26 protein-coding genes are annotated in these 25,707 nt (G+C 69.9%); 20 read left to right on the top strand and 6 right to left on the bottom strand.

Features of this window, described 5'->3' with window-relative positions:
* Nucleotides 1-20 precede the first annotated feature (20 nt).
* A complete protein-coding gene (locus IEY79_RS13980; RefSeq protein WP_189107740.1) occupies nt 21-473 on the bottom strand; it encodes a PLD nuclease N-terminal domain-containing protein in 453 nt (150 codons plus the stop codon).
* Nucleotides 474-560: 87 nt separating this feature from the next.
* Between IEY79_RS13980 and IEY79_RS13975 the strand changes: the two genes are divergently transcribed.
* Nucleotides 561-2,018: a menaquinone biosynthesis decarboxylase gene (locus IEY79_RS13975; RefSeq protein ID WP_189107739.1), complete on the top strand. Its 1,458-nt coding sequence runs from the start codon at nt 561-563 to the stop codon at nt 2,016-2,018.
* On the top strand, nt 2,015-2,968 hold the full coding sequence (mqnP, locus tag IEY79_RS13970) for a menaquinone biosynthesis prenyltransferase MqnP (protein ID WP_189107738.1): 954 nt from the start codon (nt 2,015-2,017) through the stop codon (nt 2,966-2,968). The genes IEY79_RS13975 and mqnP overlap by 4 nt, the downstream gene beginning before the upstream one ends.
* A gap of 84 nt (nt 2,969-3,052) precedes the next feature.
* Here the strand turns inward: mqnP and IEY79_RS13965 are convergent, their stop codons facing one another.
* Nucleotides 3,053-3,658 (bottom strand): rhomboid family intramembrane serine protease, encoded by a 606-nt coding sequence (locus tag IEY79_RS13965; RefSeq protein ID WP_189107737.1) that lies wholly within the window; start codon nt 3,656-3,658, stop codon nt 3,053-3,055.
* A gap of 93 nt (nt 3,659-3,751) precedes the next feature.
* Between IEY79_RS13965 and IEY79_RS13960 the strand changes: the two genes are divergently transcribed.
* The 8 genes from IEY79_RS13960 to IEY79_RS13925 all read left to right on the top strand — a co-directional run bounded on the left by IEY79_RS13960 (nt 3,752) and on the right by IEY79_RS13925 (nt 12,151).
* The gene (locus IEY79_RS13960) at nt 3,752-4,486 is read left to right on the top strand and encodes a UbiX family flavin prenyltransferase (protein WP_189107736.1); all 735 of its coding nucleotides are present in this window, start codon (nt 3,752-3,754) and stop codon (nt 4,484-4,486) included.
* A 98-nt stretch (nt 4,487-4,584) separates the two neighbouring features.
* Nucleotides 4,585-5,040, top strand: coding sequence for an Lrp/AsnC family transcriptional regulator (locus IEY79_RS13955; protein ID WP_023539462.1), 456 nt, complete (start codon nt 4,585-4,587; stop codon nt 5,038-5,040).
* 100 nt (nt 5,041-5,140) lie between these two features.
* Complete coding sequence (gene mqnE / locus IEY79_RS13950; RefSeq protein WP_189107830.1) at nt 5,141-6,304, top strand: aminofutalosine synthase MqnE; 1,164 nt, start codon at nt 5,141-5,143, stop codon at nt 6,302-6,304.
* Between the two features lie 105 nt (nt 6,305-6,409).
* On the top strand, nt 6,410-6,934 hold the full coding sequence (locus IEY79_RS13945) for a GNAT family N-acetyltransferase (protein ID WP_189107735.1): 525 nt from the start codon (nt 6,410-6,412) through the stop codon (nt 6,932-6,934).
* Between the two features lie 126 nt (nt 6,935-7,060).
* Entirely contained in the window at nt 7,061-7,351 is a 291-nt protein-coding gene (locus tag IEY79_RS13940) for a DUF4229 domain-containing protein (protein ID WP_229700852.1), read from the top strand.
* A gap of 367 nt (nt 7,352-7,718) precedes the next feature.
* Nucleotides 7,719-9,095, top strand: coding sequence for a dicarboxylate/amino acid:cation symporter (locus IEY79_RS13935; protein WP_189107733.1), 1,377 nt, complete (start codon nt 7,719-7,721; stop codon nt 9,093-9,095).
* Nucleotides 9,096-9,326: 231 nt separating this feature from the next.
* A complete protein-coding gene (locus IEY79_RS13930) occupies nt 9,327-9,974 on the top strand; it encodes a TetR/AcrR family transcriptional regulator (RefSeq protein ID WP_189107829.1) in 648 nt (215 codons plus the stop codon).
* A 182-nt stretch (nt 9,975-10,156) separates the two neighbouring features.
* The gene (locus IEY79_RS13925; RefSeq protein ID WP_189107828.1) at nt 10,157-12,151 is read left to right on the top strand and encodes an AMP-dependent synthetase/ligase; all 1,995 of its coding nucleotides are present in this window, start codon (nt 10,157-10,159) and stop codon (nt 12,149-12,151) included.
* 120 nt (nt 12,152-12,271) lie between these two features.
* Here IEY79_RS13925 and IEY79_RS13920 read toward each other — a convergent pair whose 3' ends face one another.
* Nucleotides 12,272-12,475, bottom strand: coding sequence for a cold-shock protein (locus tag IEY79_RS13920; protein WP_017948713.1), 204 nt, complete (start codon nt 12,473-12,475; stop codon nt 12,272-12,274).
* 318 nt (nt 12,476-12,793) lie between these two features.
* Here IEY79_RS13920 and IEY79_RS13915 point away from each other — a divergent pair, with 318 nt between their 5' ends.
* From IEY79_RS13915 to IEY79_RS13895, 5 genes are all read left to right on the top strand, one after another.
* Entirely contained in the window at nt 12,794-13,687 is an 894-nt protein-coding gene (locus tag IEY79_RS13915) for a menaquinone biosynthetic enzyme MqnA/MqnD family protein (RefSeq protein ID WP_189107732.1), read from the top strand.
* Nucleotides 13,688-13,736: 49 nt separating this feature from the next.
* A complete protein-coding gene (locus tag IEY79_RS13910; protein WP_189107731.1) occupies nt 13,737-15,524 on the top strand; it encodes a serine/threonine-protein kinase in 1,788 nt (595 codons plus the stop codon).
* Nucleotides 15,525-15,616: 92 nt separating this feature from the next.
* A complete protein-coding gene (mqnC, locus tag IEY79_RS13905) occupies nt 15,617-16,816 on the top strand; it encodes a cyclic dehypoxanthinyl futalosine synthase (RefSeq protein WP_189107730.1) in 1,200 nt (399 codons plus the stop codon).
* Between the two features lie 10 nt (nt 16,817-16,826).
* The gene (locus tag IEY79_RS13900) at nt 16,827-17,483 is read left to right on the top strand and encodes a hypothetical protein (protein WP_189107827.1); all 657 of its coding nucleotides are present in this window, start codon (nt 16,827-16,829) and stop codon (nt 17,481-17,483) included.
* A gap of 127 nt (nt 17,484-17,610) precedes the next feature.
* A complete protein-coding gene (locus tag IEY79_RS13895) occupies nt 17,611-18,312 on the top strand; it encodes a demethylmenaquinone methyltransferase (protein WP_189107729.1) in 702 nt (233 codons plus the stop codon).
* Here IEY79_RS13895 and IEY79_RS13890 read toward each other — a convergent pair.
* The gene (locus IEY79_RS13890) at nt 18,293-18,808 is read right to left on the bottom strand and encodes a GNAT family N-acetyltransferase (RefSeq protein WP_189107826.1); all 516 of its coding nucleotides are present in this window, start codon (nt 18,806-18,808) and stop codon (nt 18,293-18,295) included. The two genes, IEY79_RS13895 and IEY79_RS13890, sit on opposite strands and share 20 nt — an antisense overlap.
* Before the next feature lie 145 nt (nt 18,809-18,953).
* Here IEY79_RS13890 and IEY79_RS13885 point away from each other — a divergent pair, with 145 nt between their 5' ends.
* Complete coding sequence (locus tag IEY79_RS13885; protein WP_189107728.1) at nt 18,954-20,237, top strand: geranylgeranyl reductase family protein; 1,284 nt, start codon at nt 18,954-18,956, stop codon at nt 20,235-20,237.
* Between the two features lie 45 nt (nt 20,238-20,282).
* Here IEY79_RS13885 and IEY79_RS13880 read toward each other — a convergent pair whose 3' ends face one another.
* Nucleotides 20,283-20,843 carry a glycoside hydrolase family 25 protein gene (locus IEY79_RS13880; protein WP_189107727.1) on the bottom strand — a complete coding sequence of 187 codons (561 nt, stop codon included), beginning with the start codon at nt 20,841-20,843 and terminating at the stop codon, nt 20,283-20,285.
* Between the two features lie 264 nt (nt 20,844-21,107).
* A complete protein-coding gene (locus IEY79_RS13875; protein ID WP_189107726.1) occupies nt 21,108-21,929 on the bottom strand; it encodes a C40 family peptidase in 822 nt (273 codons plus the stop codon).
* Between the two features lie 767 nt (nt 21,930-22,696).
* Here IEY79_RS13875 and IEY79_RS13870 point away from each other — a divergent pair.
* The 4 genes from IEY79_RS13870 to IEY79_RS13855 are packed head-to-tail and all read left to right on the top strand — an operon-like array spanning nt 22,697 to nt 25,701.
* Nucleotides 22,697-23,056, top strand: coding sequence for an NADH-quinone oxidoreductase subunit A (locus IEY79_RS13870; protein ID WP_023539436.1), 360 nt, complete (start codon nt 22,697-22,699; stop codon nt 23,054-23,056).
* A gap of 19 nt (nt 23,057-23,075) precedes the next feature.
* Entirely contained in the window at nt 23,076-23,630 is a 555-nt protein-coding gene (locus IEY79_RS13865; protein ID WP_160506582.1) for a NuoB/complex I 20 kDa subunit family protein, read from the top strand.
* Between the two features lie 56 nt (nt 23,631-23,686).
* Nucleotides 23,687-24,382, top strand: a complete 696-nt coding sequence (locus tag IEY79_RS13860; protein WP_229700866.1) for an NADH-quinone oxidoreductase subunit C — start codon at nt 23,687-23,689, stop codon at nt 24,380-24,382.
* Nucleotides 24,379-25,701, top strand: coding sequence for an NADH-quinone oxidoreductase subunit D (locus tag IEY79_RS13855; RefSeq protein ID WP_189107724.1), 1,323 nt, complete (start codon nt 24,379-24,381; stop codon nt 25,699-25,701). The genes IEY79_RS13860 and IEY79_RS13855 overlap by 4 nt, the downstream gene beginning before the upstream one ends.
* Nucleotides 25,702-25,707 lie beyond the last annotated feature (6 nt).

Genomic DNA, 25,707 nt, shown 5'->3' with positions numbered 1-25,707 from the left:
ACGAGGCGTGCGTGAGGTGGTCAGCCCGCCGGCGGGGCGTCGTCGGCGCTGCCGCCCTTCTCGCGGCGCTCGATCTCCGCCTCACGGCGCCGCAGATCGGCCTCGCGCCGCTCCAGTTCGGCGACCGCGTCCGCGTCCGGCTTCGTCTCGTCCTTCGCGGCTTCCGCCGAACCGTCCTCGGGGCTCTGGTCGCTCTTGCCGCTCTTGCCGTCCTTCTCAAGGGACTTGAGGAAGTCGGGGTTGTCGTCCGGCGCGACCCACCCGCCCCGGCGGCCCGCCGAGCCCGCGCCGGTACCGGGCTTCCTGCCCACCATCAGCCACGCGATCGAACCGACCAGCGGGAAGAGCAGCACAAGGATCGCCCAGATGGGCTTGGGGATATGACGGATGTCCTTCTCGTCGGTGGTGATGCAGTCGATGAAGGCATAGATGCTGAGAGCCAGCGGCACCAGAATCATCAGCACCCGAAGCATGGGCGGTCCCCCTGTGCGTGGAGATCGAGTACGGAGCGGTGGCCCCGGTTACAGGACCAGGGTAGCGAGTAGCAGATACTGGAGCGCATGGCATACGACGATCTTCGCTCGCTGCTCCGGGCGCTGGAGCGCGACGGCGACCTCAAACGCATCAAGGCCGAGGTCGATCCGTATCTGGAAATCGGCGAGATCGTCGACCGGGTGAACAAGGCCGGCGGACCCGCGCTTCTCTTCGAGAACGTCAAGGGCTCGGACGTGCCCTTGGCGATGAACGTGTACGGGACGGACCGCCGGCTTCTCAAGGCGCTCGGCCTCAAGGCGTACACGGACATCAGCGACAAGATCGGCGGGCTGCTCAAGCCCGAACTGCCGCAGGGTTTCGTGGGCGTGCGCGAGGCGTTCGGGAAGCTCGGCACGATGACGCACGTGCCGCCGAAGAAGGTGAAACCGGGCAGCGCGCCGGTGCAGGAGGTGGTCCTCACCGGTGACGACGTGGATCTGGACCGGCTGCCCGCGCTCTTCACCTGGCCGGAGGACGGCGGCTCCTTCTTCAACCTCGGTCTGACGCACACCAAGCACCCCGAGACCGGCGTGCGCAACCTCGGGCTCTACCGGCTCCAGCGGCACGACAAGCGCACGATCGGTATGCACTGGCAGATCCACAAGGACAGCGCCAACCACTACCAGGTCGCCGCCAGGCGGGGTGAACGGCTGCCCGTCGCGATCGCCTTCGGCTGCCCGCCCGCCGTGACGTACGCCTCCACCGCCCCGCTGCCCGGTGACATCGACGAGTACCTCTTCGCCGGCTTCGTCCAGGGCAAGCGGATCGAGATGGTCGACTGCCGTACGGTGCCGCTCCAGGTGCCCGCCAACGCCGAGGTCGTCATCGAGGGCTGGCTGGAGCCGGGGCAGATGCTGCCCGAGGGGCCGTTCGGCGACCACACCGGCTTCTACACACCGCAGGAGCCGTTCCCCGCGCTGACCATCGACTGCGTGACGATGCGGAAGCGCCCGCTGCTCCAGTCGATCGTGGTCGGCCGGCCGCCGACGGAGGACGGACCGCTGGGGCGTGCGACGGAACGGTTCTTCCTGCCGCTGCTCAAAATCATCGTGCCCGACATCGTGGACTACCACCTGCCGGAGTCGGGCGGCTTCCACAACTGCGCGATCGTCTCAATCGACAAGAAGTACCCGAAACACGCGCAGAAGGTGATGCACGCCATCTGGGGCGCCCACATGATGTCGCTCACCAAACTGATCGTGGTCGTGGACGCCGACTGCGACGTGCACAATCTGCACGAGGTGTCCTGGCGGGCGCTGGGGAACACCGACTACTCACGGGACCTGACGGTCGTGGAGGGCCCGGTCGACCACCTCGACCACTCCTCGTACCAGCAGTTCTGGGGTGGCAAGGCCGGTATCGACGCCACGCGCAAACTCCCCGAGGAGGGGTACACGCGGGACGGCGGCTGGCCGGAGATGGTCGAGTCCGACCCGGAGACCGCGGACCGGGTGACGAAGCGTTGGAGGGAGTACGGCCTGTGAGCAGTGCCGCCGAGGGAGCCGACGGGCTTGTCGGAAAGGGCCGGCCGGGCCGCCCGGGGCCCGGGCCAGCGCCGTCCGGCAGCAGGACGCGGGCGTTCTTGCGGCTGGTGATGATCGAGCACTCGGTCTTCGCGCTGCCGTTCGCCTACATCGCCGCGCTGACGGCCATGTTCCAGCTCGACAGGAACATCCACTGGGGCCGGCTGCTGCTCGTCACGGTCGCCATGGTGGGCCTGCGGACCTTCGCGATGGCCTGCAACCGGATCATCGACCGCGAGATCGACGCCCGTAACCCCCGTACCGCGAACCGCGAGTTGGTGACCGGCGCGATGTCGGTGCGCTCCGCGTGGACGGGCGCGCTCGTCGCCCTCGCGGTGTTCCTGGGCGCCGCGGCCCTGCTCAATCCGCTCTGTCTGGTGCTGTCCCCGGTCGCCGTGGTGCCGATGGTCGTCTATCCGTACGGCAAGCGGTTCACGAACTTTCCGCACGCCATCCTCGGTCTCGCCCAGGCGATGGGCCCGGTCGGAGCCTGGATCGCGGTCACCGGCGAGTGGTCCTGGGACGCGGTCATCCTCGGTCTCGCCGTCGGCATCTGGATCGGCGGGTTCGACCTGATCTTCGGCAGCCAGGACGTCGAGGCGGACCGCGCGCACGGGGTGAAGTCCGTCCCGGCACGCTTCGGCATCCCGGCGGCGCTGTACGGCGCGCGCGTCGCGCACGCCGTGACCACGGCGCTGCTGGTCTGGTACGCGGTGGCCACCGGCGCCGGTCTCTTCTTCTGGATCGGTCTGCTGATCGTCGCCGCCGCGTTCCTCTACGAGCACCAGGTCGTGAAGCCGAACGATCTGTCCCGTCTCAACCGGGCCTTCTTCACCGTCAACGGCTTCATCGGGATGGCGCTCTTCATCTGCGCGCTGCTCGACCTGCTCGTACGCGGTCTGACCGTCTGACCGTCCGGCGGGCGGGCAGGACGGCACGCGGGCAGGACGGCACGCGGGCACGACGGGGCCGGGCGGGACGGCGGGGGCCGTGGGTCAGGGTATGAGCGCGCCCGCCGGGGCCCGGCGCTTGGGGCGGCGGTACATGAACGCCGCCATCACGCCGCCGATCAGCCCGAAGAGGTGCCCCTGCCAGCTCACGGTCGGATTCGTCGGCAGCACGCCCCACAGCGCCGATCCGTACATCACCAGGACCAGCAGCCCCACCACGATGTCCACCGCCCGGCGATTGACGAAGCCGCGGACCAGCAGATAGCCGAGCAGTCCGAAGACCACGCCGGACGCCCCCGCCGTGACGGAGTTGTCCGCGGCCGTCAGCCAGACGCCCAGGCCGCCGACCACCATGATCGTGAGGACCACCCGCAGGAAGTGCCCTGTCCCGCTGAGCGCGGCGAGGAAGCCGAGCACGAGGAGCGGCAGCGCGTTGGCCGCCAGATGGTCGAAGCCGTGGTGCAGGAACGCCATCGGGATGACATCGCGCAGCTCGCCCGCGTCCCGCGGGCTCAGGCCGTACGTCTGAAGCGCCCCCGTCGACGAGTCGACGGCCTCCAGCACCCAGAGCAGCGCGAGCCAGCCCAGCATCAGAGCGGCCGCCGCCTTGATACGGCGTACCGCGTTCCTGTCGATGGATGAATCCGGCATGTCGCCCCCCAAGGGTCGTCGTGCTCCCACACCTGGAACGCGCGAGGTACCGTCCCCGGTTCCTGCTTCCGTACGCCGGATAGGGTCGGACGCGTGAAACCCGGATCGGACCACGAGGACCAGCGGCACACCGAGCGGCCCACGGCGGGCCCCCGGCGGCCCTGGGTCGTCGGAGTCTCCGGCGCGTCGGGGACCCCGTACGCGGCGGCCGTGCTGCGCGGGCTGCTCGACGCCGGCGAGAGCGTCGATCTGATCGTCAGCCGCGCGTCCCGCCTCACACTGCTCGACGAGACGGGGATCTCCTTCCGGGACGCGCACTGGCGGGAGGATCTGCGCACCTGGCTGGCGCGCGGCGCCGACGGCAAGCCGGACACCTTCGCCCCCGACGTGTCGGACGTACGGCACTGGGCCGCCGGTGACCTGGCGGCCGGGCCGTCCTCGGGGTCGTACCCGGTGAAGGGGATGCTGATCGTCCCCGCCTCCACGGCCAGTGTGGCGGGTGTCGCGCTCGGTCTGTCGAAGGACCTGCTGCAACGCGCGGCGAGCGTCACGCTCAAGGAGCGCCGCGCGCTGGTGGTCGCCGTCCGGGAGACCCCGCTGGGCGGCGGGACCCTCAAACATCTGGTGACCCTGGACGAGGCGGGCGCCGTCGTGCTGCCCGCGTCCCCGGCTTTCTACGCGGGGGCGACGCACATCCAGGATCTGGTGGACTTCGTCGCCGGTCGGGTGCTGGACGCGGCGGGGGTGCCGCACCGGCTGTACCGCCGCTGGGAGGGGGAGCTCGGCGGCTCCCGTACGGGTCCGGATCCGGACCCCGGAGCACACTGACCGGGCCGCATCCCGTGTAGCACCGCCGTATCACCGCACTGCCTCTGATTGCATATATCAACTTGCGAGATTGCTGAACAATGGAAGGCTTCAGGCATATGGACGCCGTGGATAGGCAGCTCATCCAGGCCCTCAGGGAGAACGGCAGAGCCTCGTACGCCGAGCTCGGCCGGCTCGTCGGGCTCTCCGGGCCCAGCGTCACCGACCGCATCAACCGGCTGGAGGCGGCGGGCGTCATCATCGGCTACCGCGCCACCGTCGACTCGGCCTCGCTCGGTCTCGGTGTCACCGCGCTGATCGGCATCTCGCTCTCGGACGCCGCGGACCACGAGGACGTCGCGCACCGGCTGCGCGGGCTGAGTGAGATCGAGGACTGCTGGTTCATCGCGGGCGACGACTCGTACATGCTCAAGGTCCGCGCCGGTGACGTCGACGGTTTGGAGAAGACGATCCGGCGCCTCGGCAGTACGAAGGGCGTCTCGCGGACCCGTACGACCATCGTGCTCTCCACCAAGTGGGAGAACCGGGTCGGCGAACTTCCCGACGAAACCTAGGCGTACGGTTGGTGGAGCCTGGCGACACGTGGGCGTTCGGCAGATATCCGGCACGAAAGTCGGCACAGACAGTGGGAGGCGCCGCATGACTGCATCTGTCATGGATGTGGGGCTCAAGCGCGAGCTGGAGGAGAAGGTCAGGGCCGGCGAGCGGCTGACCCGTGAGGACGGCATCGCCCTCTACGAGTCGGACGACCTGGCCTGGCTGGGCGGTCTCGCGCACGAGGTGCGGACGCGCAAGAACGGTGACGTCGTCCACTTCAACGTCAACCGTCATCTCAACATGACGAACGTCTGCACCGCTTCGTGCGCCTACTGCTCGTTCCAGCGCAAGCCGGGCGAGAAGGACGCGTACACGATGCGCATCGAGGAGGCCGTCCGGCTCGCGGAGGCGATGCGCGGCGAGAGCCTCACCGAGCTGCACATCGTCAACGGGCTCCACCCGACGCTCCCTTGGCGCTACTACCCGCGCTCGCTGAAGGCTCTCAAGGAGGCGCTGCCGGAGGTCTCGCTGAAGGCGTTCACGGCCACGGAGATCCACCACTTCGAGACGATCTCCGGGCTGACGGCCAGTGAGATCCTCGACGAGCTGATCGACGCCGGTCTCGAATCGCTGACAGGCGGTGGCGCCGAGATCTTCGACTGGGAGGTCAGGCAGCACATCGTCGACCACCGCACGCACTGGGAGGACTGGTCGCGGATCCACCGGCTCGCGCACGAGAAGGGTCTCAAGACCCCGTGCACGATGCTGTACGGCCACATCGAGGAGCCCAGGCACCGGGTCGACCACGTACTGCGGCTGCGTGAACTCCAGGACGAGACCGGCGGGTTCCAGGTCTTCATCCCGCTGCGCTACCAGCACGACTTCGTGGACATGCAGGACGGCAAGGTCCGCAACCGGCTCCAGGCGCGTACGACGATGGCCACCGGCGCCGAGGCGCTGAAGACCTTCGCCGTCTCCCGGCTGCTGTTCGACAACGTCCCGCACGTCAAGGTCTTCTGGGTGATGCACGGCGTGCAGACCGCCCAACTCGCCCTCCAGCACGGCGCGGACGACATGGACGGCTCGGTCGTCGAGTACAAGATCACGCACGACGCGGACAACTACGGCACGCCGAACAAGCTCGGCCGCGAGGATCTGCTCGACCTGATCCGCGACGCCGGCTTCCGGCCGGTCGAGCGGAACACGCGCTACGAGATCATCCGGGAGTACCCGGGCCCGGACGCGGCCAGGCGTGAGACACCGCAGCCGATGCGCCTCTGACACCCCGGCGTATCCGCGCCGACAAGCCCCAGCTCGCTGAGCTGGGGCTTCTCGGGTTCTGGAATGGGTTTGAGCGCGTAGGCGGGTAATGGCTACGGTGAAGGAATGCCGCTTACGTTCATCCTGGACCCGCCTGTCGACCGCGCCCTGCGCGACGGTCTCGTCACGCTCTGGACGGAGGTCTCCGACGCGGGCGGCGCCGTCGGCTTCGTACCGCCGGCGAATCCGGACGACGTACGGGCGGAGCTGGTCAAGCACCTCGTGTCGATGGCCGAGGGCCGGACCCGGCTGCTCGTGGGGGTGGACGAGGAGGGTGCCGTGGCCGCCGCGGTCTTCCTCACCCTCAACACCCACCGGCTGATGCGGCACTGGCTCTGGCTCTACACGGTGATGGTCCACCCGCTCCACCAGGGCAAGGGGTACGGCCGGGATCTCATGGACGCGGCGGCCGGGGCCGCCCGCGGTATCGAGGGCATCGAGGCGATACGGCTCACCTGCCGCGGCGGCACGGGTGTGGACCGCTTCTACGAGTCGTGCGGCTACAAGGAGGTGGGCCGGGTGCCGGACGCGATACGGGTGGCGCCCGGCGACGACCGCGACGACATCACGATGCTGCTGCCGCTGCACTGAGCCGGCGCCCGGGGTCAACCCCCTTATATGGGACAGCGGGCGGCGTGCTTCACTGGACGGGTACGCCGCCGGACGAACCGGCCGAGCAGGCCGACCGGCCGAGTCGCCACGAGGAGAGGGCCCGCTGTGACCGCCGCCAGAACGAGCGCCACGATCCGCTACACCGCGATGCGCCTGGGCATCTTCGCCGGCTGTTTCGTCGTCGTCGCCGCCCTGGTCCAGTTCGGCGCGCTGCCCAAGGGCCTCGGGGACTCCAACTTCATGTGGGTGCTGCTGCTCGCGCTCGTCCTCTCCGCGCCGCTCAGCTTCGTCCTGCTGCGCAGGCAGCGCGACGAGATGTCCGCCCAGCTCGTCGGCAAGGTCGACTCGGCGAAGGCCAAGCTGGAGTCGAACCGCGCGCAGGAGGACGGCGCATAAGCGCTGCGTAAGTTTCGTCACACCCCACGCCGGTCCACCACGCCCCAGCGCCTCCACGCTGGGGCTTCGGCGTGTCCGGGGTCTTCGCGTACCGATACCTCAAAGCAGACCTTTGAGTATCCATAAGACACGGTGTTAATGTATCGGCCATGAAGACAGCAGTGCGCCATCACGCCGTGAGCCTCGCGCTCGTGGCGCGCCTGCATGTCGACCTCTGCCGCTGCATGTCCGCGGTCTGTTGCCGCTCGCACTGATCCGAACCGGCATCATGCGGCGGCGCCACTTCTGAAGCACGGGCGCCGCACCCCCCAGTTCCACCCCTTCCCTCTCGTCCCCGTATCTCCGTATGCCCAACTGGAGTGTGTCCGTGTCCGCGAATTCCGAGCCCGCCACCACCGGCAAGGCCGACCAGGCCGACCAGGCCGACAAGCCGGCCGGTTCAGGCCCAGGTTTCTCCATACCCAAGGTCCCGTTCTGGGCCCAGATCGTCGCCGGTCTCGTACTCGGCGTCCTGCTCGGCTGGCTCGCCCGCAGCCAGGACATCAACTGGCTCTACACCACGCTCGACAAGATCGGCAGCATCTTCGTCCAGCTGCTGAAGCTGGCCGTCGCCCCGCTGGTCTTCTTCGCGATCCTGGTGTCCATCACCAACCTCCGCAAGGTCAACAACGCCGCCAGGCTGGCCGGGCGGACCCTGCTCTGGTTCCTGATCACCTCGCTGATCGCCGTCGTCATCGGCATCGTGATCGGCCTGATCACCAACCCCGGCTCCGGCACCGGCCTCACCCCGAAGGACGGCGCGAAGCCCGAGGGCTCCGGCTCCTGGATCGACTTCCTCACCGGCATCGTGCCGACGGACGTCATCACCCCGTTCACCGAGCTCAACGTCCTGCAGATCGTCTTCCTGGCCGCCGTCGCGGGCGTCGCCGCCCTCAAGCTCGGTGACCGCGCCGCGCCGATCCTCAGCCTCAGCGAGGCCGTGCTCGAACTGCTCCAGAAGGCCCTGTGGTGGGTCATCCGCCTCGCCCCGATCGGCACCGTCGGCCTCATCGGCTACGCCATCGCGGACTACGGCTGGGACCTGATCGGCGACTACGCGACCTTCACCGCCGACGTGTACATCGGCTGCGCCATCGTCCTCTTCGGCGTCTACCCGCTGCTGCTCGCGACGGTCGCCAAGGTCAGCCCGCTCCAGTTCTTCAAGGGCGCCTGGCCCGCGATCCAGCTGGCCTTCGTCTCCCGCTCCTCGGTGGGCACGATGCCCGTCACCCAGCGGGTGACCGAGCGGCTCGGTGTGCCGAAGGAGTACACGAGCTTCGCCGTCCCGTTCGGCGCCACCACCAAGATGGACGGCTGCGCCGCGATCTACCCGGCGCTGGCGGCGATCTTCATCGCGGAGATCTTCGACGTCCAGCTCGGTATCCAGGACTACCTGCTGATCGCCTTCGTCTCGGTGGTCGGCTCGGCGGCCACGGCCGGTCTCACCGGTGCGACGGTCATGCTGACCCTGACCCTCTCCACGCTGGGTCTGCCGCTGGAGGGCGTGGGTCTGCTGCTCGCGATCGACCCGATCCTGGACATGATGCGTACGGCCACGAACGTCGCCGGACAGGCTCTCGTCCCGGTCATCGTCGCGTCGCGGGAGAAGATCCTGGACCACGACAAGTACAACTCGGCGTCGGTGTCCCCGCTCGAAGAGCCGGAGACGAGCGACCGCGAGACGGCGGTCCCGGTCCCCGCGTGATCCGGTGGCCCGGGCAGCCGGGCGACTGAACACCTCACACGTCCCGGCGGCGTTCCCGGCCTCACGGCCGGGGGCGCCGCCGAGTCGTGTTCCGCGGGCGCCCCCGGATGGCCGGGAGCGGTCGCTCGACTCGATCGGGTGCGGCTCTGACCGTAGGCTTACGCCGGTTCTGGGCACGTGGGGTGAGGGGAAGACCAGGTGGGTTCCGCAGGCGCGGGCAAGAGCAGACGGATGCCGCGCGAGGTGCGCGAGCGGCAGATGATGGACGCCGCCGTGGCGACCTTCGGGCAGCGGGGGTACCGGGCGGCCTCGATGGACGAGATCGCCGAACTGGCCGGGGTCTCCAAGCCGTTGGTGTATCTGTATCTGAACTCCAAGGAGGAGCTGTTCACCGCGTGCATCCGCCGTGAGGCCGACGCGCTCCTCGCGGCCGTACGCGCCGGTGTCGTCGAGCGGGGGATCGCGCCCGACCAGCAACTGTGGGCCGGGCTCACCGCGTTCTTCGCGCACACCGCGGAGCACCCCGACGCCTGGTCGGTGCTGTACCGGCAGGCCCGTACGCACGGGGAGCGGTTCGCCGACGAAGTGGCCGGAATGCGGGAGGAGTTGGTCTCCTTCGTGACGGGGCTGCTGAGGGAGGCCGCCCGTGCGACGCCGACTTCGGCCGAGCCGGCGGACCTGGGGGACCGGGATGTCGTCGGGGTCGCGCAGGCGCTGGTGGGCGCCGCGGAGGCGCTGGCAGGGTGGGCGAACGAGACACCGGACGTCACGGCCAGGGAGGCCGCGTCGACACTGATGAACTTCGCCTGGACGGGGCTGGGAGGGCTGATGGACGGTGAACGCTGGTCCGCCGGCAACTCCGCCGTGGTGCGGCGGTAGTTGGGCGGCCCCGGTGGGCCGGGGGTCCGGCGGCGCGGCGCTGTCTTGATTTCGCGTCCGGGTCCCGATTTACTCGCCCGGACCGGAGCCCCGCACTCCGTGCAGAGAAGAGGGAACAGCGCATGTCCGCAGACGTGCCCGCCGATGCCGAGGCGTCCTCGACGCGCGCCACCCCGTCGGAGATGTCACCGCAGGCGTCATGGCAGTTGCCGCTGCCGCCGCCCGCCGAGCCCGTGTCCGCCCCGGCGCCCGTTCCCGAGTCCCCCACGGCGTCGCCGTCCCCGGCCACGCCCGCGACCGCCGCGGCGCCGCAGCCGGCGCACGTCGAGCCCGAGAAGCTCTGGGTGGACGGAGTCGTACGGCAGGTCTCCGTACCGCCCCTCGTGCCGCCCGTCCCCGAGGGCTCGCTCGCCGACATCCCCTTCGACAACGCCCGGTACGCCCCGGACGACGCCGTCCTCAGCCGCAAGCACCCGGACGGCCGCTGGCGGGACGTCACCGCCGCCGTCTTCGCCGACGAGGTCCGCGCCGTCGCCAAGGGGCTGATCGCCGAGGGACTGCGGCCCGGCGACCGGCTCGCGATCATGGCCCGGACGACCTACGAGTGGACGCTGGTCGACTTCGCGGCCTGGGCCGCCGGTCTGGTCACCGTCCCCGTCTACCCGACCTCCTCCGCCTTCCAGGCGCGCTGGATCCTCCAGGACTCGGGCGCCGTCGCCTGCGCGGTGGAGAGCGAGGAGCAGGCCCGGCTGGTCGCCTCCGAGCAACTGCCGGACCTGGTCCGCCTCTGGACCTTCGACACCGGCGCCGTCGACGCGCTGCGCGCGGCGGGCGCCGGCGTCCCCGACGAGGAACTCGACGCGCGCCGCGCCGCGCTCACCCCGGACTCGGTGGCGACTCTCGCCTACACCTCCGGCACCACGGGAGGCCCGAAGGGCTGCGTCCTGACGCACGCCAACTTCTTCGCGGAGGTGGACAACTGCATCGAACTGCTCCACCCCGTCTTCAAGTCGGTGAGCAAGGAGCCCGCCTCCACCCTGCTCTTCCTGCCGCTCTCCCATGTCTTCGGCCGTATGGTCTCGGTGGGCTGTCTGCGCGCGCGGGTGCGGCTCGGGCACGCGCCGTCGCTGCGCACCGACGACCTCATCGCCGATCTCGCGGGGTTCAGGCCGACGTTCCTGCTGGCCATCCCGTACGTCCTGGAGAAGGTCTTCAACACCGGCCGCGCCACCGCCGAGAAGCTGGGCCGCGCCGCGTCCTTCGACCGCGCCGCGAGGATCGCACGGCGGTACGGGACGGCCGTCGAGGCCGCGGCGGCCGGGACCGGCCCCGGCCCCGGGCTGCCCCTCAGAGCCGCCCGCGCGCTCTACGACCCGCTGGTCTACCGGCGGATACGGGCCGCGCTCGGCGGCAAGGTGGTGCAGGCGATCTGCGGCGGCTCCCCGCTGGGGCGCCCGCTCGCCGCGTTCTACGCGGGCGCCGGGATCACGATCTTCGAGGGGTACGGCCTGACGGAGACCACCGCGGCGGCGACGGTGACGCCTCCGCTCAGACCCCGTCTGGGCACGGTCGGCTGGCCGCTGCCCGGTACCTCCGTACGGATCGCCGACGACGGCGAGGTGCTGCTGCGCGGCGGCCAGGTGTTCACCGGCTACTGGGACACGGAGCACGGTGAGCCCGTACCGGCCCTGGACGAAGACTGGTTCGCCACCGGCGACCTGGGGGCGCTGGACAACGAGGGCTATCTCACGATCACCGGCCGCAAGAAGGACATCATCGTCACCTCGGCCGGCAAGAGCGTCGCCCCGGCCCCGCTGGAGGACTGGCTGCGGGCGCATCCGCTGATCGGCCAGGCCCTGGTGCTCGGTGACAACCGCCCGTACGTCACGGCGCTGATCACCCTCGAAGGGGACGGGCTCGCGCACTGGTGCCAGATGAAGAAGAAGGAGCGGCTGACACGGGAGGAGCTCGTCAGGGACGAGGAACTGCTCGCCGTGCTGCAACGGGCGGTCGACGAGGCCAACCGGCTGGTGTCCAGGGCCGAGTCGATCCGCCGTTTCCGGGTGCTGCCCGTCTCCTTCAGCGAGCAGAGCGGGCAGTTGACGCCGTCGCTGAAGGTGAGGCGGGCGGCGGTCGTGGAGGAGTTCGCGGCGGAGATCGACGAGCTGTACGCGTAGGGCCCCTCCGGCGGAACGGCGGCCGGACAGGGCAGGAGCCCTGCTCCCCGCACTGGGCGTGCGGGGAGCAGGGCTCCTTGATACTGCTTTTTTCCGTGCGCGATCTTCCGACCCGGGCAACTAGGCCGGGGTTACGTTCTCCGCCTGCGGGCCCTTCGGGCCCTGGGTGACGTCGAAGTTCACGACCTGGTTCTCCTCGAGGGAGCGGAAGCCGGTCGCGTTGATCGCGGAGTAATGGACGAAGACATCCGGGCCGCCGCCGTCCTGGGCGATGAAGCCGAAGCCCTTTTCAGCGTTGAACCACTTGACGGTTCCGGTAGCCATAAGCCCTCCTTGGGCCAAAGGGTTGCCCTGCTCCAGAACCTGCAAACAAGTCTGAAAACTACAAAAGCCTGCGGGTCACATGCTCCGCAGGCTCTGTACTGCAAGGGAAACCAAACTGCAACTTGCGACGAGCCTAGCACGCGTCTCACGGCCAGCGGTAGGGGAAAGATCACCGAAAGATCAGCTCACCCGGACGTTTGAAGAGGGCCCCCGCGGGCTGACACGGCGGGGGTTCTGACGTGCGAAGGAGACCCTTGCGGCCCCCCCGTCCGGCACCCCCGGGCGGCCCCGCCGCCGCCACAGGTCTAGCCTCGCGGTGTGGACAGCTCCCTTGAAAGCACAGCAGGCGGCGAGGCGGCCGGAAGCGATCACCCCCGCGTCCGGCCGCGCGTCGGTCACATCCAGTTCCTGAACTGCCTCCCCCTTTACTGGGGCCTCGGCAGAACAGGAGCGCTCTTCGATCTTGAGCTGACGAAGGACACCCCGGAGAAGCTCAGTGAGCGCCTCGTCCGAGGAGATCTCGATATCGGTCCCGTCACCGTGGTCGAATTCCTCCGCAATGCCGAGGACCTCGTCGCATTCCCCGATCTCGCGGTCGGCTGCGACGGCCCCGTCATGTCCTGTCTGATCGTCTCGCAGGTGCCGCTCGAAGAACTCGACGGGGCGCGGGTCGCCCTCGGGTCGACCTCGCGGACCGCCGTACGGCTCGCACAACTCCTGCTCGCCGAGAAGTACGAGGTCACCCCCGACTACTACACGTGTCCGCCCGATCTCGGACTGATGATGCAGGAGGCGGACGCGGCCGTGCTGATCGGCGACGCCGCCCTGCGCGCCTCGCTGCACGACGCCCCCCGCCTCGGGCTCCAGGTCCATGACCTCGGGCAGATGTGGAAGGACTGGACGGGGCTCCCGTTCGTCTTCGCTGTGTGGGCGGCGCGCAAGGAGTACCTGGCGCGCGAGCCGGAGACCGTACGCCTGGTGCACCAGGCGTTCCTCGCCTCCCGCGACGTGTCGCTGGAGGAGGTCACCAAGGTCGCGGAGCAGGCGGCGCGTTGGGAGACCTTCGACGCGGAACTGCTGGAGCGGTACTTCACGACGCTCGACTTCCGTTTCGGGCCCGACCAGCTCGCGGGCGTACGGGAGTTCGCGCGGCGCACCGGACCCACGACCGGCTATCCCGCCGACCCGCACGTCGAGTTGCTCTCCCCCTGAGAAGCTAGGAGCGGCACGCAGGGGGACGCGGAACGGGGAGGGGACGGGTATGCAGCCGCTCGACGCGGACGGGCCTCGCACCATCGGCGCGTACCGGCTGCTGGGCAGACTCGGCGCCGGTGGCATGGGCCGGGTCTATCTGGCCAGGTCGGAGGGTGGCCGGACGGTCGCCGTGAAGGTCATCCACCCGCACTTCGCGCTGGACGAGGAGTTCCGGGCCCGGTTCCGCCGCGAGGTGGCGGCGGCCCGCCGGGTGGGCGGCGCCTGGACGGCGCCGGTGCTCGACGCCGACCCGGAGGCGGCCACGCCCTGGGTCGCCACCGGCTATGTCGCGGGCCCCTCACTGACCCAGGCGGTGGCGGGTCACGGCCCACTGCCGGCGGCGACCGTACGGGCGCTCGGCGCCGGGCTCGCGGAGGCCCTGGGCGCGGTCCACGAACTGGGTCTCGTCCACCGCGACGTCAAACCGTCGAACGTCCTGCTGGCCCTCGACGGGCCCCGGCTCATCGACTTCGGCATCGCGCGCGCCACCGACGGCACCGCCTCGCTCACCTCCACCGGTGTCTCCGTCGGCTCGCCCGGCTACATGGCGCCCGAGCAGATACTCGGCAAGGGCGTCACGGGCGCGGCCGACATCTTCTCGCTGGGCGCGGTGCTCGCGTACGCCGCCGCCGGGGTGAGCCCCTTCCCCGGTGACTCGTCCGCCGCGCTGCTCTACAAGGTGGTCCATGAGGAGCCCGAACTGGACGCGCTGGAGGGCGACTTGAAGGACCTGGTCGCGCACTGCCTGGCCAAGGACCCGGCCGCGCGGCCCGCCCCCGCGGAGGTCGCCGCGCGGCTCGCGCCCGCCCCCGGCGGTGCGGTCGCGCTGGTGGACGCGGGCTGGCTGCCCGACCCGCTGGTGCGCGAGGTCAGCCTGGCGGCCGTACAGCTCCTGGACCTTGAGGCGGCGCAGCCCGTACGGAGCGCCCCCGGGCAGCCCGTGCACTGGCCCACGCCCCCGGGTCCCGACACGCCCCCGCCGACCGCCGGACACCCGCCGACCGCCGGGCACATCCAGACCGCCGGGCACCCGCCGACCGCCGGGCACATCCAGACGGCCGGGCACCCACCCACCGCCGGGCACCAGGCCGCGCCGCTCGGTGAGTTCGGCGCGCCCACCTACGACGCGCGCGCCCGGTCCGGCCCGCCCGGACCCCGTACCGCCGGCGGCGGCCCCCAGGACGGCCAGGACACCCACGACCCCCGGATGTCCCTCTCGGTCACCGCGGGCCGCGCCGGGCCCCGCCGCCGCAAGGTGAGCTGCACCGTCGTCCTCGCCGTGGCGGGAGCGCTGGCCGCCGTCACGCTGGGCGGGACGCTGCTCCTCGACCAGTTCTCGGACTCCAACGACACGAAGGACTCGGCGGGAGCCGACCGGAGCCCGAGCGCGTCGGCCACGAAGGACGCCACCTCCGGTGCGGTCGCGGGCGTGCCCGAGGAGTTCGTCGGCACCTGGAAGGGACCGACGACGGAGGAGAACGGACTGCCCCACGGGGACTACACGGTCGAGATCACCGAGGGCGGCAGGGGTGACAAGGTGCTCCGCTCGACCAGCTTCCTCTCGCTCCTCGGAGTGGAGGCCAAGTGCTACGGCGTGGGCACGCTCGTCTCGGCCACCACGAAGGAGATCCGGATCTCGGAGTCGACCGATCCCGACCGGGCGGGCGAGGCGGGGCTGTGCACGGGCACGGCGTCCGCCGCGCTGACCTTCACGCTCACCGACGACGGCGATCTCCGCTTCGTGTCGAAGGAGGAGGCCGCGGGCAATCCGGCCGGCACCCTGAGGAAGCAGTAGCCGGCGGAGGCGCGGCCGGTCCGCCCGAACCCCTGGCGTACGCTGGATCGGTCCGTAGATCCACTGAAACACCGCCGAAAGGTGACGCCCCGGTGACCGAGAAGGCCGACCAGCAGTCTGTCCTCGACCGCGCTGCCGAGGGTGGCCGGATCACCCCCGAAGAGGCGCTCGACCTCTACCGCTCGGCGCCCCTCCACGCGCTCGGCTCCGCCGCCGACAGCGCGCGCCGCCGCCGGTACGCCGGCACGGAGCACATCGCGACGTACATCATCGAGCGGAACATCAACTACACCAACGTCTGTGTGACGGCGTGCAAGTTCTGCGCCTTCTACGCGGCCCCCAAGGACACCGACAAGGGCTGGACCCGCGACCTCGACGACATCCTGCGCCGCTGCGCGGAGACCGTCGAACTCGGCGGCACCCAGATCATGTTCCAGGGCGGCCACCACCCCGACTTCGGCGTGGAGTACTACGAGAAGCACTTCGGTGCCATCAAGGCCGCGTTCCCGCAGCTGGTCATCCACTCCCTCGGCGCGTCCGAGGTCGAGCACATGGCCCGGATCTCGGACGTCACCGTCGAGGAGGCGATCCGCCGCATCCACGCGGCGGGTCTCGACTCGTTCGCGGGCGCCGGCGCCGAACTGCTGCCTGCCCGGCCGCGTACGGCGATCGCACCGCTCAAGGAGTCCGGCGAGCGGTGGCTGGAGATCATGGAGACCGCGCACGGGCTCGGAGTCGAGTCGACGTCCACGATGCTCATGGGCACCGGCGAGACGAACGCCGAGCGGATCGAGCACCTGCGGATGATCCGCGACGTACAGGACCGCACGGGCGGCTTCCGCGCGTTCATCCCGTACACCTACCAGCCGGAGAACAACAAACTGAAGGGCCAGACGCAGGCCACGCTCTTCGAGTACCTGCGGATGATCGCCATCGCCCGGATCTTCCTCGACAACGTCGCCCATATCCAGGGCTCCTGGCTGACCACGGGCAAGGAGGTCGGCCAACTCTCCCTGCACTACGGCGCGGACGACCTCGGCTCGATCATGCTGGAGGAGAACGTCGTCTCCTCGGCGGGCGCCAGGCACCGCTCCAACCGGCTGGAGATCATCGATCTGATCCGCAAGGCGGGGCGGGTGCCGGCGCAGCGCGCCACGACGTACGAGCACATCGTCGTGCACGACGACCCGGCGGACGACCCGGTCGACGAGCGTGTGGCCTCGCACATCTCCTCCACGGCGATCGCGGGCGGCACCGCGCACCCGGAGCTCAAGCTGCTCGACGCCAACTGACCGGGTGGCACTGACGATCCACCGGGCGGAGCTGCTGCTGCCCGGCGCCGGGCGCGCGCCCCTGCCGGGCGGCGCCGTCCTGGTCGACGGCCGGAGCGTCGAGGCCGTCGGGCCGTACGAGGAGCTGGCGGCGGCGCGTCCCGCCGCCCGGGTCCGGCGGTGGCCCGGCGTCCTCACACCGGGGCTGTGCAATCCGTACGGTCCCGAACTGCTGGAGCGGGCCTACCACCCCGACCCGCGCGAGGCCGGCGAACTGGGCACGGAGCCGCTGACCGGCACCGCGCTCGCCGCGCTGGAGATGACCGGGAGCCGCTGGGGCGCCAGCGCCCGGCGCGGTGTGCGGCGGATGCTGGCACACGGGACGGTCGCGGTCGCGGGGACCTTCCGGCGGGCGACGGTGGCGGACGCCGTGGCGCGCTCGGGACTCGGCATCGAAGAGCGGTTCGACGACCCGCCGGGCCCGCCCACGCTGGACCCTCTCGCGGGCGGCCGGCCGGTCGAGGAGGCTTTCCAGCTGCCGCCGTTGGGCTTCGAAGGCCAACGGGCCGACTTCGCCGTCTTCGACGTACCGGCCGACGGCGATCCGTACGCCGCGCTGGCGCGGGCCGGCGCGGCCAGTTGCGTGGCCACCGTCCTCGACGGGCGGCTCGTCCACCGGCGTGCCTGAGCCCGCGCGCCGACGCGCGCGAGGCAGGCGCGCGGCGCCGTGGCCCGCCTGCGAGAATGGCTGCCGTACCGCGCTGTACCGCGGTGGACGGCGCAGAGACAACCGAGACAAGTCAGGCGGAACGCCAGTGACCCGGGCCTCCCTGGACAAGCAGCCGCACGAAGTCGCCTCGATGTTCGACGACGTGGCGGCGAAGTACGACCTCACCAACGACGTGCTCTCCCTGGGGCAGGCGCGGCTCTGGCGCAAGGAGGTGGCGAGGGCGGTCAACGCCCGCCCCGCGCAGAAGATCCTCGATCTCGCCGCGGGCACGGCCACCTCGTCGATGCCCTTCGCCGCCACCGGCGCCTACATCGTGCCCTGCGACTTCTCGCTGGGCATGCTGCGCGAGGGCAAGAAGCGCCACCCCTGGCTGCCGCTGACCGCCGGGGACGCGACCAAGCTGCCCTTCCGGGACGACGTCTTCGACTCGGTCACGATCTCCTTCGGCCTGCGCAACGTCCACGACACCGACGGCGCGCTGCGTGAGCTGTACCGGGTGACCAAGCCCGGCGGGCAGGTCGTGATCTGTGAGTTCTCCCAGCCGACGTGGGAGCCCTTCAGGACCGTCTACACGGAGTATCTGATGCGCGCGCTGCCGCCGGTGGCACGCAGTGTGTCCTCCAACCCGGACGCGTACGTCTATCTCGCCGAGTCCATCCGCGCCTGGCCCGACCAGCCCGCTCTCGCCGGTCTGCTCCAGAAGGCCGGCTGGTCGAAGGTCGCGTGGCGCAATCTGACGGGCGGGGTCGTGGCACTGCACCGGGGCGTCAAGGCCGGTCGAGCCTGAGCCGGAAGCGGTACGCCTTCCGCTTCCCGACCGGGGTCACGAAGGTCTCCTCCAGCCGCATGCCCAGGCGCCGGGTGACCGCGACCGAGCGGTCGTTGCGGGCGTCGACCATCGCGACGACGGTGGGGACGCCGGCCGCGCGTACCCGCTCCAGCGTCGCCTCCGCGGCGGCCGTCACGTAACCCTTGCCCCAGTACGCGCGGCCGAGCCGCCAGCCGATCTCGATCTCGCCGACCGGGCCGAACGACGTGTGCGGCCACGGCTGGGCGCCGGTGAAGCCGATGACGTCGTCGTTCCCGTCGAGCATCGTCCAGAGGCAGAAGCCGTGTTCGGCGGCGTGCTCGCGCTGACGGGCGGTCAACTCCTCGTACTCGGCGAGCGGCGCCGGGCCGCCGTGGAACTCCATGACGTCCGGATCGTCGAAGAGCCGGTGCCAGTGGCGCGCGTCCTCAGCGGTGGGAACGCGGAGCCGCACGACGGGGACCGGTCGGGTGATGTCGTTCACGTGGGCAGCCCTTCAACTTGTCGATCCGTACGCACCCATAGACTGCACCTGTCCAGTGCCGAACATGTCCACAGCCGTCGGTACGCCATGATGGGACCCGCCAGCCGGGTGCCACGAGTCTTCGGGAGATCCCGCTGTGACCGAGCCCCTCTCCGAACACACCGCGGACGTGATTGTCGTCGGGGCCGGCCCGGCCGGTTCCACCACGGCGTACCACCTGGCCAAGTCGGGCCTGGACGTACTGCTCCTGGAGAAGACCGCGTTCCCGCGCGAGAAGGTCTGCGGCGACGGTCTCACCCCGCGCGCCACCAAGCAGCTGGTGGGGATGGGCATCGACATCTCCGAAGAGGCCGGCTGGCTCCGCAACAAGGGGCTGCGGATCATCGGCGGCGGCGTACGGCTCCAGCTCGACTGGCCCGACCTGGCCAGCTATCCGGACTACGGACTCGTCCGCAAGCGCGACGACTTCGACGAGCAGCTGGCCCGGCAGGCGCAGAAGGCCGGAGCGCGGCTGCACGAGCGCTGCAACGTCGGGGCGCCCATCGTCGACCCGCGTACCGGCCGCATCACCGGCGTCAACGCCAAGATGGGCGAGGAGAAGACGCCCGTCACCTTCCACGCCCCGCTCGTCGTCGCCGCGGACGGCAATTCCACGCGGCTGTCGCTCGCGATGGGTCTGCACCGGCGCGAGGACCGGCCGATGGGCGTCGCCGTCCGTACGTACTTCACCTCGCCCCGGCACGACGACGACTATCTGGAGTCGTGGCTGGAGCTGTGGGACCGGCGCGGGCCGCAGGACCGGCTGCTGCCGGGCTACGGCTGGATCTTCGGCATGGGTGACGGCACCTCCAACGTCGGCCTGGGCATCCTCAACTCGTCGTCCGCCTTCAAGGAGCTGGACTGGCGCGAGGTGCTCAAGGCGTGGTGCGCGTCGATGCCGGAGGACTGGGGCTACACGCCCGAGAACATGACGATGCCCATTCGCGGCGCCGCGCTGCCGATGGCCTTCAACCGCCAGCCGCACTACACCAAGGGACTCCTGCTGGTCGGTGACGCGGGCGGGCTGGTGAACCCGTTCAACGGCGAGGGCATCGCGTACGCCATGGAGTCCGGCCAGATCGCGGCGGACGTCATCGTGCAGGCGCAGTCCCGGCAGACCCCGGGGCAGCGCGAGATGGCCCTCCAGCGCTATCCGCGGGTCCTCAAGGACACCTACGGCGGCTACTACTCGCTGGGCCGCGCCTTCGTGAAGCTGATCGGCAACCCGAAGGTCATGAAGATCGCGACGCAGCGGGGGCTCACGCACCCGCTGCTGATGAAGTTCACGCTGAAGATGCTGGCGAATCTGACCGACCCGTCGGGCGGCGACGCGATGGACCGCATCATCAACGGTCTGAGCAAGGTCGCGCCCAAGTCATAGCGGTCCCGCCCGCCGGCCGCCTCATCGACGGTACGGCGTCCGATCTCACGCCCCGCCGTCGCCCTCGGCCCACTGCCGCAGGGCGGCGGCGTCGGCGAACCTGCCGAGGTTCGTGTCCAGCGGGGTGTCCGTGTACTGGTGGAACTTCCACGCGGCCTTGATCCGGGGCTTGCCCGGGGTCACGTAGTCCGCGATCCACAGCGCGTCGCCCGCCTCGCTCGTGGTGTCGCGGTTGAGCCAGAAGTCGCGGTTGCAGTACAGCCCCACGCGGTGGCCGGCGCCCCGCAGCCGCCGGACCTCCGACAGGAAGGCGTCCTTCGACGCGCACGAGACGTCCGCGTCCTCCCAGTCGGCGAACAGCGGGTCGCCCGCGCGCTCGGCGGCCTTGTCCACGAAGTACTTCGCCTGGTCCTTCATGCTGCCGGGCCGCAGGAAGTGGTAGAAGCCGACGACCAGTCCGGCCTCCCGCGCGTGCGCGGCCTGCGCGGTCATCCGGGGGTTGATGTACGACGTGCCCTCGGTCGCCTTGACGATGGCGAAGTCGAGGCCCTTCGTGGAGAACGACGAACTCTGGTACGACGCGACGTCGACGCCCTTGACGGTCATGGGTGGTGCCTCCTGCGCGGTGCGGTGTGGGGGCGATTCGGTCCGGCCCTGTCCGTCCGATGCCCCCGATGCCGCCGGGGCACTCACGAACAGCCGGGTTCGCGGGGCCTGTTGAGGTACCCGCCCCCGATACGCCCTTGTGCGCCGGGGCGCGGCCGAGGGCCGTCGCTCCCGGGCGGGGGAGCGACGGCCCTCGGGTCGTACGCGTCATAAGGGGTCGTACATGTCATACGGGTCGTACGTGTCGTGCGGTGGCCCCGTCGGTCAGAGGAGACGGACCGCGCCGCTCGGCGGGTCCCAGTCCAGCGTCTTCTCGACGACGCCGGTGCCGGAGTTCTGCGCGCCGATGAACTTGCCGCCGCCGGAGTAGATCCCCACGTGGTACGCGCTGCCCGCGCCGCCCCAGTAGAGGATGTCGCCGGGCTGGAGGTTGTCCAGGGAGACCTGGGTGCCGGCCGTCGACTGCGGCTGCGAGGTGCGCGGCAGGTCGACGCCGATCTGGCGGTACGCGGCCTGGACGAGGCTGGAGCAGTCCCACGAGTCGGGGCCGGTGGAGCCGAGGATGTACGCGTCGCCGACCTGGGCGCGCGCGAAGGCCAGCACGGCCGCGGCCGAGCCGGTGGCCTGCGTGGTGCCGTACGAGGCCGGGGAGGCGGAGCCGGAGGAGGCGGAGAGCGTCGTCCGCTCCTCGGAGCGTGAGGCACGCTCCTCGGCCGCAGCCTTGGCGCGGGCGGCCTCGGCGGCCTTCTCCTTGGCCGCTGCCTCGGCCTTGCGCTCCGCGTCGGCCTTGGCCTTCTTCGCCACCTTCGCGGCGTGGGTCGCCGCGGCGTCCTCCTGCGCCCGGAGTTCGAGGTCGACGGCGACCTGCTGGGTGGCGTCCGCGGACTGCGCGACACTGCCGGCGATGCCGGAGGTGAGCGTGGGCATCTCGATGGTCTCGGTCACCGGCTCGGCGTTGGCCGGAGCGGCGGCACCAGCCAGCGCGATGGTGCTGAGGACGCCACCGGCAACTCCGGACCGGATCGCGGTTTTCGACGCGCTTCGGCGGGGCTTCCGGTGGCTGGGTATGTGAGCGGTGTGGGACATGAGGACAATCGCTATCAGGGCTTTCGGGTTCCCTTCAAGAAACGTGTGTTGCGCCACAGTTACGTTCGGAATAGATCAATCCGCTTAGCGACGGCCTTTATTGACGCCGTAACGGGCATAACGGACACTCGTGATCATGGCTGTGATCATAGGGTTTCGGTGAATCGCCCGGATTGCCCGCTGCCTACCATCCGTTCCCTTCGGTGGCCAAGCCCCACTTTCGGGAGGGTTGAGCGTAGTGGCGCAGGTCACAGAATGATGAACGCGCGGACTCCCGGACGCCGATGGGCGCGCGCTCGTGAACACGTGCACGCGGTCCGCCTCCGACCGCCGCGTCCGACCGCGTCCGCGTCCGTTCATCGCTCCGCCCCTCTCCGTCCATCTCCGTCCCGGGATCTCCCCGGACGGGTGGAGGGTGCGTTTATCACCCGCCCGTGTTCATCTCCAATTTGCTGCTCTCCGCGTTGTCTTGATAGAGCCGCATAGCCTCCGACCAGCGGTGACTCTCCGCATTGTTACCTCAAGTGACCGATCGGGCGCTGCCCGTTCGAAGATCCGCCGGTGCTCCGACACATGATCGATCGTCAGGTGGTGGAGATCACAAACTCCTTGTCCCACCCCGTGTCGCAGATCACAGACCGGGAGGCATAGGATGCGGGACAGTCCGGCTTGTGAACTGCCTCACATACGCGTGATCTTCGTGGGGCGGCGACACAGAAGCTCGGTTGAGGACCAACGGTCAGGGACGACTGGAAGGAGCGAGGAGCGTGAATGCCTACGCGCCAATCCTCGTGCTCGGCGCTCTCGGTGCCGCGTTTGCGATCTTCTCCGTGGTGGCGGCCACGCTTATCGGCCCGAAAAGGTACAACCGGGCAAAACTCGAAGCGTACGAGTGCGGCATCGAGCCCACTCCCACGCCGGCCGGAGGTGGCCGCTTTCCCATCAAGTACTACCTGACGGCGATGCTCTTCATCATTTTCGACATCGAGGTCGTCTTCCTTTACCCCTGGGCCGTCACCTTCGACGCGCTGGGGCTTTTCGGGCTCGTGGAGATGTTGCTCTTCGTGCTCACCGTCTTCGTCGCCTACGCGTATGTGTGGCGGCGCGGCGGTCTGGAATGGGACTAAAGGCGCGGAGGAGCAACCAATGGGACTCGAAGAGAAGCTGCCGAGCGGTTTTCTGCTGACCACCGTCGAGCAGGCCGCGGGCTGGGTGCGTAAGTCGTCCGTCTTTCCGGCGACCTTCGGCCTCGCCTGCTGCGCCATCGAGATGATGACGACGGGCGCCGGCCGGTACGACCTGGCCCGGTTCGGCATGGAGGTCTTCCGCGGTTCGCCGCGCCAGGCGGACCTGATGATCGTGGCGGGACGGGTGAGCCAGAAGATGGCGCCCGTCCTGAGGCAGGTCTACGACCAGATGCCGAATCCCAAGTGGGTCATCTCCATGGGGGTTTGCGCGTCGTCGGGCGGGATGTTCAACAACTACGCGATTGTCCAGGGCGTCGACCACATCGTCCCTGTCGACATCTACCTGCCGGGCTGCCCGCCGCGCCCGGAAATGCTGATGGACGCCATCCTCAAGCTCCACCAGAAGATCCAGGGCGGGAAGCTCGGGGTCAACGCGGAGGAGGCCGCCCGCGAGGCGGAGGAGGCGGCGCTCAAGGCACTGCCGACGATCGAGATGAAGGGACTTCTCAGGTGAGCGACGAGCAGCGAGCCGGGAGTTCTCCGGAGAACGACCAGCCGGCCGGGGCCGGCATTCCGTCCGCGCGCGGCCAGTCCTCCGAGGTCATCGGCGTACGCAAGGGCATGTTCGGCACCGACACCGGCGGCGGCGACACCAGCGGGTACGGCGGTCTCGTCAGGACCGTGACCCTGCCGGGCGCCTCCAGCCGCCCCTACGGCGGCCGCGACGGTGTCTTCGACGAGATCGCCGACGAACTCGAGGGCGCGCTGGAGGAGCAGGGCCTGCTCCCCGCGAACGCCATCGAGAAGACGGTCGTCGACAGGAACGAACTCACCTTCCACATCGCCCGCGAGCATCTGGTCCAGGTGGCCAGGACCCTGCGCGACGACCCGGCGCTCCGCTTCGAGCTCTGTACGGGTGTGTCCGGCGTCCACTTCTTGGGCGACAAGGGCCGCGAGCTGCACGCCGTCTACCACCTGCGTTCACTGACGCACGGCCGGCTGATCCGCCTCGAAGTGTCCGCACCGGACAGCGACCCGCACGTGCCGTCCCTGGTCGAGGTCTATCCGACCAACGACTGGCACGAGCGTGAGACGTACGACTTCTTCGGCCTGATCTTCGACGGCCACCCCGCCCTCACCCGGATCATGATGCCGGACGACTGGCAGGGCTTCCCGCAGCGCAAGGACTATCCCCTCGGCGGCATCGCCGTCGAGTACAAGGGCGCCCAGATCCCGTCGCCGGACCAGCGGAGGTCGTACTCATGACCACCCCCCACGCAACCCCCCGTGCCACCACAGAGGGCACCGTCTACACCGTCACCGGCGGTGACTGGGACGAGGTCGTCGAGACCGCGGCCAAGTCGGACGACGAGCGCATCATCGTCAACATGGGTCCGCAGCACCCGTCGACGCACGGTGTGCTCAGGCTGATCCTGGAGATCGAGGGCGAGACCGTCACCGAGGCCCGCTGCGGCATCGGCTATCTGCACACCGGCATCGAGAAGAACCTCGAATTCCGCAACTGGACGCAGGGCACCACCTTCGTCACGCGCATGGACTACCTGACGTCGTTCTTCAACGAGACGGCGTACTGCCGCGCCGTGGAGACGCTGCTGGGTATCGAGGACGACATCCCGGACCGGGCGAACATCATCCGCGTCCTGCTGATGGAGCTCAACCGGCTCTCCTCGCACCTGGTCTGCATCGCCACCGGTGGCATGGAGCTCGGCGCGACCACGATCATGATCTACGGCTTCCGCGATCGTGAACTGATTCTCGATGCCTATGAGCTGATCACCGGCCTGCGCATGAACCACGCGTACATCCGGCCCGGCGGCCTCGCCCAGGACCTTCCCCCGGGCGCCGTCGACCACCTGCGCGAGCTGCTGAAGACCCTGCGCAAGAACCTGCCGGAGTACGACGCGCTCGCCACCGGCAACCCGATCTTCAAGGCCCGTATGCAGGACGTCGGCTATCTCGACCTGGCCGGCTGCATGGCGCTCGGCGCCACGGGCCCGATCCTGCGCTCGGCCGGGCTGCCGCACGACCTGCGCAAGACCGACCCGTACTGCGGCTACGAGACGTACGACTTCGACATCCCGACCGCCGAGACCTGCGACGCCTACGGCCGCTTCCTCATCCGGCTGGAAGAGATGCGCCAGTCGCTGCGGATCGTCGAGCAGTGCCTGGACCGGCTGGAGCCGGGCCCGGTGATGGTCGGCGACAAGAAGATCGCCTGGCCCGCGCAGCTCGCGCTCGGCCCGGACGGCCTCGGCAACTCGCTCGACCACATCAAGAACATCATGGGCACGTCCATGGAGGCTCTGATCCATCACTTCAAGCTGGTGACGGAGGGCTTCCGGGTCCCGCCCGGGCAGGCGTACGCCGCCGTCGAGTCGCCCAAGGGCGAACTCGGCGTGCACGTCGTCTCCGACGGGGGCACGCGCCCCTACCGGGTCCACTTCCGCGACCCGTCGTTCACCAATCTCCAGTCCATGGCGGCCATGTGTGAGGGCGGCCAGGTCGCCGACGTCATCGTCGCCGTCGCGTCCATCGACCCCGTGATGGGAGGCGTCGACCGGTGACCACCA

This window comes from Streptomyces camponoticapitis (assembly GCF_014646115.1).
Classification (GTDB): domain Bacteria; phylum Actinomycetota; class Actinomycetes; order Streptomycetales; family Streptomycetaceae; genus Streptomyces; species Streptomyces camponoticapitis.
This window is presented reverse-complemented; position numbering and strand designations above follow the sequence as displayed.

Bases quoted from the DNA above. Each gene is read 5' to 3' on its own strand.
- IEY79_RS13980 (WP_189107740.1), bottom strand. From the start codon at position 473: ATGCTTCGGGTGCTGATGATTCTGGTGCCGCTGGCTCTCAGCATCTAT.
- IEY79_RS13975 (WP_189107739.1), top strand. From the start codon at position 561: ATGGCATACGACGATCTTCGCTCGCTGCTCCGGGCGCTGGAGCGCGAC.
- IEY79_RS13965 (WP_189107737.1), bottom strand. From the start codon at position 3,658: ATGCCGGATTCATCCATCGACAGGAACGCGGTACGCCGTATCAAGGCG.
- IEY79_RS13955 (WP_023539462.1), top strand. From the start codon at position 4,585: ATGGACGCCGTGGATAGGCAGCTCATCCAGGCCCTCAGGGAGAACGGC.
- mqnE (WP_189107830.1), top strand. From the start codon at position 5,141: ATGGATGTGGGGCTCAAGCGCGAGCTGGAGGAGAAGGTCAGGGCCGGC.
- IEY79_RS13945 (WP_189107735.1), top strand. From the start codon at position 6,410: ATGCCGCTTACGTTCATCCTGGACCCGCCTGTCGACCGCGCCCTGCGC.
- IEY79_RS13930 (WP_189107829.1), top strand. From the start codon at position 9,327: ATGCCGCGCGAGGTGCGCGAGCGGCAGATGATGGACGCCGCCGTGGCG.
- IEY79_RS13925 (WP_189107828.1), top strand. From the start codon at position 10,157: ATGTCACCGCAGGCGTCATGGCAGTTGCCGCTGCCGCCGCCCGCCGAG.
- IEY79_RS13920 (WP_017948713.1), bottom strand. From the start codon at position 12,475: ATGGCTACCGGAACCGTCAAGTGGTTCAACGCTGAAAAGGGCTTCGGC.
- IEY79_RS13910 (WP_189107731.1), top strand. From the start codon at position 13,737: ATGCAGCCGCTCGACGCGGACGGGCCTCGCACCATCGGCGCGTACCGG.
- IEY79_RS13880 (WP_189107727.1), bottom strand. From the start codon at position 20,843: ATGACCGTCAAGGGCGTCGACGTCGCGTCGTACCAGAGTTCGTCGTTC.
- IEY79_RS13875 (WP_189107726.1), bottom strand. From the start codon at position 21,929: ATGTCCCACACCGCTCACATACCCAGCCACCGGAAGCCCCGCCGAAGC.
- IEY79_RS13865 (WP_160506582.1), top strand. From the start codon at position 23,076: ATGGGACTCGAAGAGAAGCTGCCGAGCGGTTTTCTGCTGACCACCGTC.
- IEY79_RS13855 (WP_189107724.1), top strand. From the start codon at position 24,379: ATGACCACCCCCCACGCAACCCCCCGTGCCACCACAGAGGGCACCGTC.